Origin of the sequence: Streptomyces sp. NPDC058534, from assembly GCF_042717365.1 — a bacterium.
Lineage (GTDB): Bacteria > Actinomycetota > Actinomycetes > Streptomycetales > Streptomycetaceae > Streptomyces.
The window spans coordinates 1-7,721 of sequence record NZ_JBHXNW010000039.1 but is presented as its reverse complement, the minus strand read 5'-3'; the positions used below and the strand labels follow the sequence as shown (position 1 = coordinate 7,721).

Genomic DNA, 7,721 nt, shown 5'->3' with positions numbered 1-7,721 from the left:
GCGCCCCCGCCCACGGGGGGACTCCCACTCGGACAAGCCCCCCCGCCCCCCCGGGCTCCGCGCCCCCCGGGGCTCCCGGCCCCCCGGGGGGCCCCCGCAGCCCGGCACGCCCCCCGCGACACCCGTGCGAGGGACGCGCTGTCCTCCCGGAGGGCCGTTGCGGCCACAATGGAGGGATGAGCGACAGTCCAGCCCCACTCGCCGACCCCCACCTCGTCTACGACCCGGTGGCGGGCGACGGCCCGAAGGACGTGGTGGTCCTCGGGTCCACCGGGTCGATCGGGACCCAGGCCATCGACCTCGTGCTGCGCAACCCGGACCGCTTCCGGGCCACCGGCCTGTCCGCCAACGGCGGCCGGGTCGGCCTCCTCGCCGAGCAGGCGCACCGGCTGAGGCCGCGGACCGTCGCCGTCGCCCGCGAGGACGTCGTCCCCGCGCTGCGCGAGGCACTGAGCGCCCGGTACGGCGGCCGGGACCCGCTCCCGGAGATCCTCGCGGGACCGGACGCGGCGACCCGGCTGGCCGCCTCCGACTGCCACACCGTCCTCAACGGCATCACCGGCTCCATCGGACTCGCTCCGACCCTCGCCGCCCTGGAGGCCGGCCACACCCTCGCGCTGGCCAACAAGGAATCGCTCATCGTCGGCGGCCCGCTGGTCAAGGCCCTCGCCAAGCCGGGGCAGATCATCCCGGTCGACTCCGAGCACGCCGCCCTCTTCCAGGCCCTGGCCGCCGGCACCCGCGCCGACGTCCGCAAGCTGGTCGTCACCGCCTCCGGCGGCCCGTTCCGGGGCCGTACGAAGGACGAGCTGGCGGCCGTCACCGTCGAGGACGCCCTCGCCCACCCCACCTGGGCCATGGGCCCGGTGATCACGATCAACTCCGCCACCCTGGTCAACAAGGGCCTGGAGGTGATCGAGGCCCACCTGCTCTACGACATTCCCTTCGACCGCATTGAGGTGGTCGTGCACCCGCAGTCGTATGTCCACTCGATGGTTGAGTTCACGGACGGATCGACCCTGGCCCAGGCGACGCCCCCCGACATGGGCGGGCCCATCGCCATCGGCCTCGGCTGGCCCGAACGCGTCCCCGACGCCGCCCCCAGCTTCGACTGGGGCAAGGCCTCCACCTGGGAGTTCTTCCCGCTCGACAACGAGGCCTTCCCCTCGGTGAACCTGGCCCGGCACGTCGGCGAGCTCGCGGGCACGGCCCCGGCGGTGTTCAATGCCGCCAACGAGGAGTGCGTCGAGGCGTTCCGCTCCGGCGCGCTGCCGTTCCTCGGGATCATGGAGACCGTCACGCGGGTGGTCGAGGAGCACGGCACCCCCCGTACGGGAACCTCGCTCACCGTCGCGGACGTCCTCGAAGCGGAGACCTGGGCACGCGCCCGGGCCCGGCAACTGGCGGCACAGACGGCGGAGGCCCGTGCATGACGACCCTGATGTTCATCCTCGGCATAGTCCTCTTCGCCGTCGGCCTGCTGTTCTCCATCGCCTGGCACGAACTGGGCCACCTCTCCACGGCCAAGCTCTTCGGCATCCGGGTGCCGCAGTACATGGTCGGCTTCGGACCGACGCTCTTCTCGCGGAAGAAGGGTGAGACCGAGTACGGCGTCAAGGCCATCCCGTTCGGCGGCTACATCCGCATGATCGGCATGTTCCCGCCCGGCCCCGACGGCCGGGTGGAGGCCCGCTCCACCTCGCCCTGGCGCGGGATGATCGAGGACGCCCGCTCGGCCGCCTTCGAGGAACTCCAGCCCGGCGACGAGAAGCGCCTGTTCTACACGCGCAAGCCGTGGAAACGGGTCATCGTGATGTTCGCGGGCCCGTTCATGAACCTCATCCTGGCGGTGGTGCTGTTCCTCACCGTCCTCATGGGCTTCGGCATCTCGCAGCAGACCACCACCGTCAGCTCCGTCTCCCAGTGCGTCATCTCACAGACGGAGAACCGCGACGACTGCACCAAGTCCGACCCGGCCTCCCCGGCCGCGGCGGCCGGTCTGCGCGCGGGCGACAAGATCCTCGCCTTCGACGGCGTACGCACCGACGACTGGGACAGGCTGTCCAACCTGATCCGCGCCAACCCCGGCGAGCAGGTGCCGGTCGTCGTCGAGCGCAAGGGTGAGGAGATCACCCTGAACGCGACCATCGCCACCAACCAGGTCGCGAAGAAGGACGCGAACGGGCAGATCGTCGAGGGCGAGTACGTCACCGCCGGCTTCCTCGGCTTCAGCGCCGCCACCGGCGTGGTGAAGCAGGACTTCGGCCAGTCGGTGACCTGGATGGGCGACCGGATCGGCGACGCCGTCGACTCCCTCGCGGCCCTGCCCGCCAAGGTCCCCGCCCTGTGGGACGCCGCCTTCGGGGACGGGCCCCGCGAGGCCGACTCCCCGATGGGCGTGGTGGGCGCCGCCCGGGTCGGCGGCGAGATCGCCACCCTGGACATCCCGCCCACCCAGCAGCTCGCCATGTTCGTCATGCTCGTGGCCGGCTTCAACCTGTCCCTGTTCCTCTTCAACATGCTCCCGCTGCTGCCGCTCGACGGCGGCCATATCGCGGGCGCGCTGTGGGAGTCACTGCGCCGCGCGGCGGCCAGGGTGCTGCGCAGGCCGGACCCGGGCCCCTTCGACGTGGCCAAGCTGATGCCGGTGGCCTACGTGGTGGCGGGCATCTTCGTCTGCTTCACGCTGCTGGTACTGGTGGCGGACGTCGTCAATCCAGTACGAATCTCCTGATATCGAAATCTCCTGATATCGAACCAATCCGACCAATCCGACCGATCCGATGAGAAGCCCGATCCGGGAGCCTGTCCCTCCGGGTCGGGCTTCACTCCGCTCGTCCGGCAGATGGACGCCAAAGGGTGCATCTCGCGCGCACCGTGTCCCCGGCGTTCATGTGAGTGCCGTAATCTCGAATGCCGGAGCCCGCCGCAGAACGGGGCCGGACCTTGATCCACGACTTGGGGTTGCACAGCAGATGACTGCGATTTCTCTCGGCATGCCGGACGTTCCGACCAGGCTCGCGGAGCGCCGCAAGAGCCGGCAGATCCAGGTCGGCGCCGTGGCGGTGGGCGGCGACGCCCCCGTGTCGGTGCAGTCCATGACGACGACCCGCACCTCCGACATCGGCGCCACGCTCCAGCAGATCGCCGAGCTGACCGCGTCGGGCTGCCAGATCGTCCGTGTGGCCTGCCCCACCCAGGACGACGCGGACGCCCTCTCGGTGATCGCGCGGAAGTCGCAGATCCCGGTGATCGCCGACATCCACTTCCAGCCCAAGTACGTGTTCGCCGCGATCGAGGCGGGCTGCGCGGCGGTCCGCGTCAACCCGGGCAACATCAAGCAGTTCGACGACAAGGTCAGGGAGATCGCCAAGGCGGCGAAGGACCACGGCACGCCGATCCGCATCGGCGTGAACGCGGGCTCCCTGGACCGCCGGCTGCTCCAGAAGTACGGCAAGGCCACCCCGGAGGCGCTGGCCGAGTCCGCCCTGTGGGAGGCGTCCCTCTTCGAGGAGCACGACTTCCGCGACATCAAGATCTCCGTCAAGCACAACGACCCGGTCGTCATGGTCGAGGCCTACCGCCAGCTCGCCGCCCAGTGCGACTACCCCCTCCACCTCGGCGTGACCGAGGCCGGCCCCGCCTTCCAGGGCACCATCAAGTCGGCCGTCGCCTTCGGCGCCCTGCTCTCCCAGGGCATCGGCGACACCATCCGCGTCTCCCTCTCCGCCCCGCCGGTCGAGGAGATCAAGGTCGGCATCCAGATCCTGGAGTCGCTCAATCTGCGCCAGCGCGGCCTGGAGATCGTCTCCTGCCCGTCCTGCGGCCGCGCCCAGGTCGACGTCTACAAGCTGGCCGAGGAGGTCACCGCCGGTCTTGAGGGCATGGAGGTCCCGCTGCGCGTCGCCGTCATGGGCTGCGTCGTCAACGGACCGGGCGAGGCCCGCGAGGCCGACCTCGGCGTCGCCTCCGGCAACGGCAAGGGCCAGATCTTCGTCAAGGGCGAGGTCATCAAGACCGTCCCCGAGTCGAAGATCGTGGAGACCCTCATCGAAGAGGCCATGAAGATCGCCGAGCAGATGGAGAAGGACGGCGTGATCTCCGGCGAGCCCTCCGTCTCGATCGCGGGCTGACCTCCCCGCTCCGGCCGCGTCGCCCGGAGGGCGGCGCGGCATATTCGTGGCAGGTACAGTGCGGGGACCAGCAGATCTCAGGGTGAGGCCCCCGCACGTGTTGACGCAGACCACCTCCCGCGTGCTCGAACCGAGCGATCTGGACGCCGCGCTCGCCATCCTCGACAGCGAGCCGGTCGCGAACGCCTTCGTGGCCGCCCGGGTGAGCATCGCCGGACTCGACCCGTGGCGCCTCGGCGGGGAGATGTGGGGCTGGTACGAGCACGGCATGCTGACGTCCCTGTGCTATGCGGGCGCCAACCTCGTCCCCATCTGCGCCAACGAACGCGCCGTCCGCGCCTTCGCCGACCGCGCCCGCCGGGCCGGCCGCCGCTGCTCCTCGATCGTCGGCCCCGCCCACCCGACCGCCCAGCTGTGGCGCCTGCTCGAACCCGGCTGGGGCCCCGCCCGCGAGGTCCGTACCCGCCAGCCCCTCATGGTCACCGACCGCGTGCCCGGGGACATCGTCGCCGACCCCTACGTCCGCCGCGTGCGCAAGGACGAGCTGGACCGGGTCATGCCGGCCTGCGTGGCGATGTTCACCGAGGAGGTCGGCATCTCCCCGCTGGCCGGCGACGGCGGCCTGCTCTACCAGGCCCGGGTCGCCGAACTCGTCGGCGCCGGCCGCTCGTTCGCCCGTTTCGACGCGGACGGCAAGGTCGTCTTCAAGGCCGAGATCGGCGCCGCCACCGACCGCGCCTGCCAGATCCAGGGCGTGTGGGTGGCCCCCGAATACCGGGGCAAGGGCCTGGCGGCACCGGGCATGGCGGCGGTCCTGCGCTACGCCCTCGCGGACGTGGCCCCGGTGGCGAGCCTGTACGTCAACGACTTCAACACGGCGGCACGACGGACGTACCTCCGGGTGGGATTCCAAGAGGTCGGCGCCTTCATGAGCGTGCTGTTCTGACCCCTGCGGCAGGGCTGTAGGCTCCCCGCCATGGACCTCGTGATCGGCCCACTGGACCTCTCCGCGCACGTGGACGAGGCGCTGGCCGTCCAAGCCGCCGCGTTCGGACTCGCCCCCGACGAGGTCGCCGTCCGCCGCCAGATCGTCCTGCGCCACATGACCCACCCGGGCGCCCGGGCCCTCGGAGCCACCGCCGGCGGCGACCTCATCGGCTTCGTCTACGGCATGCCCAACGACCGCACCCACTGGTGGTCCACCGTGGTCGAGCCCTACCTCCGCGCCCAGGGCAACGCCGCCTGGCTGGACGACTCCTTCGTCATCACCGAGCTCCACGTCCACCCGGCCCACCAGAACCGCGGCGCCGGCCGCGCCCTGATCACCACGATCACCGACGCCGCCACCGAACCCCGCTCGATCCTCTCGGCCATCGACACCGAGAGCCCCGCCCGCGGCCTCTACCGCTCCCTCGGCTACCAGGACCTGGCCCGCCAGGTCCTCTTCCCGAGCGCCCCCAAGCCGTACGCGGTGATGGGCGCCCCGCTCCCGTTGCACAGGGGATAACCGATTTCCACCGGGCAGGACCACCCGGCTAACCTCCTAGCACCACCCTTACGCAGCAGGAGACACGAGATCCATGGCCAACGCACCGGTCCAGCGCATGTCGAAGTTGATGGCGAAGACGCTGCGCGACGACCCGGCGGACGCCGAGGTCCTCAGCCACAAGCTGCTGGTCCGCGCCGGCTACGTGCGCCGCACCGCCGCCGGCCTCTGGAGCTGGCTGCCGCTCGGCAAGAAGGTCCTCGGCAACATCGAGCGCATCGTCCGCGAGGAGATGGACGCCATCGGCGCCCAGGAGGTCCAGCTCCCCGCCCTGCTGCCGCGCGAGCCGTACGAGGCCACCGGCCGCTGGGAGGAGTACGGCCCCGAACTCTTCCGGCTCCAGGACCGCAAGGGCGGCGACTACCTCCTGGGCCCGACCCACGAGGAGATCTTCACCCTCCTGGTGAAGGACCAGGCATCGTCCTACAAGGACCTGCCGGTCATCCTCTACCAGATCCAGAACAAGTACCGCGACGAGGCCCGCCCCCGCGCGGGCATCCTGCGAGGCCGCGAGTTCCTCATGAAGGACTCCTACTCCTTCGACGTAGCCGACGAGGGCCTGGCCGAGTCCTACTCCCTGCACCGCGCCGCCTACCAGCGCATCTTCGAGCGCCTCGGCCTCGACTACCGCATCTGCGCGGCCACCGCCGGCGCGATGGGCGGCTCGAAGTCCGAGGAGTTCCTGGCCCCCGCGGAGGCCGGCGAGGACACCTTCGCCGACTGCCCGAACTGCGACTTCGCCGCCAACACGGAGGCGATCACCTACACCCTCAAGCCGACGGACGCGTCCGCCGTCCCCGCAGCCGAGGACATCCCCACCCCCGACACCCCCACCATCGAAACTTTGGCCGCCTCCCTCGGCGTCGAGGCCTCCGCCACCCTCAAGAACCTCCTGGTCAAGGTGGACGGCGAGATCGTGGCCGTGGGCGTCCCCGGCGACCGCGAGGTCGACCTGGACAAGGTGGAGGCACACTTCGCCCCCGCCGCCGTCGAACTGGTCACCGCCGAGGACTTCGTCGGCCGCCCCGACCTGGTCCGCGGCTACGTCGGCCCGCAGGGCCTGGGCGACAAGGTGAAGTACATCGCCGACCCGCGCGTGGCACCCGGCACGGCCTGGATCACGGGCGCCAACAAGGAGCACACCCACGCCAAGAACGTGGTGGCGGGCCGCGACTTCGAGGTAGACGCGTACATCGACGTCGTGGTCGTCCGCGAGGGCGACCCCTGCCCCAACTGCGGCACCGGCCTCAAGCTGGACCGCGCGATCGAGATCGGCCACATCTTCCAGCTGGGCCGCAAGTACGCCGACGCTCTCAAGCTCGACGTCCTCGGCCAGAACGGCAAGCCGGCCCGCGTCACCATGGGCTCCTACGGCATCGGCGTCTCCCGCGCCGTCGCGGCCCTCGCCGAGCAGCACGCCGACGACAAGGGCCTCGTCTGGTCCAAGGAGGTCGCCCCGGCCGACGTCCACGTCGTCGCGGCCGGCAAGGCCCTCCAGACGGAACTGGCCCTCGAAGTCTCCGACAAGCTGGCCGCGGCAGGCGTCCGCGTCCTGGTCGACGACCGCGCGGGCGTCTCCCCGGGCGTCAAGTTCACCGACGCCGAACTCATCGGCGTCCCCCAGATCCTGGTCGCGGGCCGCCGCTCCGCCGAGGGCGTCCTGGAACTCAAGGACCGCCGCACCGGCACCCGCGAGGAACTCCCCCTCGAAGAGGCCATCACCCGCCTCACCAACTGACCCTTCCGGGACCCAGGGGTGGGCAACGCGACCCGGTGCTCGCCGGTTGCCGCCGCGCCCACCCGTGCCGCCCCAGGCGGCACATCTGCCCGCGACTACGCGACGATCCCCTGCCGCGCACCGCGCGAAGGGGGGGACGGCGGACAGCCGCGTACGGCGCGAGGCGCGGGAGGGCGCGGCGGCCCGCGGCCGTGGACGGCGGCCCGTAGCCGCGCGGACGGTTGGCCGCGTACGGCGAGAAGGGGTCGTGTCGGGGGGTGTCCGCCCGCAGCGGTTGGCGCGTCAACACAGGTCACTTCTGTGG

At 71.2% G+C, this 7,721-nt stretch carries 6 protein-coding genes; all 6 read left to right on the top strand.

What is annotated here, in order from left to right:
• Positions 1–176: 176 nt before the first annotated feature.
• Positions 177–1,433: a 1-deoxy-D-xylulose-5-phosphate reductoisomerase gene (gene dxr, locus ACFWR9_RS23425; protein ID WP_383845328.1), complete on the top strand. Its 1,257-nt coding sequence runs from the start codon at positions 177–179 to the stop codon at positions 1,431–1,433.
• Between the two features lie 8 nt (positions 1,434–1,441).
• Positions 1,442–2,734: a M50 family metallopeptidase gene (locus ACFWR9_RS23420; RefSeq protein ID WP_383845443.1), complete on the top strand. Its 1,293-nt coding sequence runs from the start codon at positions 1,442–1,444 to the stop codon at positions 2,732–2,734.
• Between the two features lie 241 nt (positions 2,735–2,975).
• On the top strand, positions 2,976–4,133 hold the full coding sequence (gene ispG / locus ACFWR9_RS23415; RefSeq protein WP_383845326.1) for a flavodoxin-dependent (E)-4-hydroxy-3-methylbut-2-enyl-diphosphate synthase: 1,158 nt from the start codon (positions 2,976–2,978) through the stop codon (positions 4,131–4,133).
• Between the two features lie 97 nt (positions 4,134–4,230).
• Positions 4,231–5,079 carry a GNAT family N-acetyltransferase gene (locus tag ACFWR9_RS23410; protein ID WP_383845324.1) on the top strand — a complete coding sequence of 283 codons (849 nt, stop codon included), beginning with the start codon at positions 4,231–4,233 and terminating at the stop codon, positions 5,077–5,079.
• Positions 5,080–5,109: 30 nt separating this feature from the next.
• Entirely contained in the window at positions 5,110–5,640 is a 531-nt protein-coding gene (locus ACFWR9_RS23405) for a GNAT family N-acetyltransferase (RefSeq protein WP_383845322.1), read from the top strand.
• A 73-nt stretch (positions 5,641–5,713) separates the two neighbouring features.
• Positions 5,714–7,417: a proline--tRNA ligase gene (locus tag ACFWR9_RS23400; protein ID WP_383845320.1), complete on the top strand. Its 1,704-nt coding sequence runs from the start codon at positions 5,714–5,716 to the stop codon at positions 7,415–7,417.
• Positions 7,418–7,721: the final 304 nt, after the last annotated feature.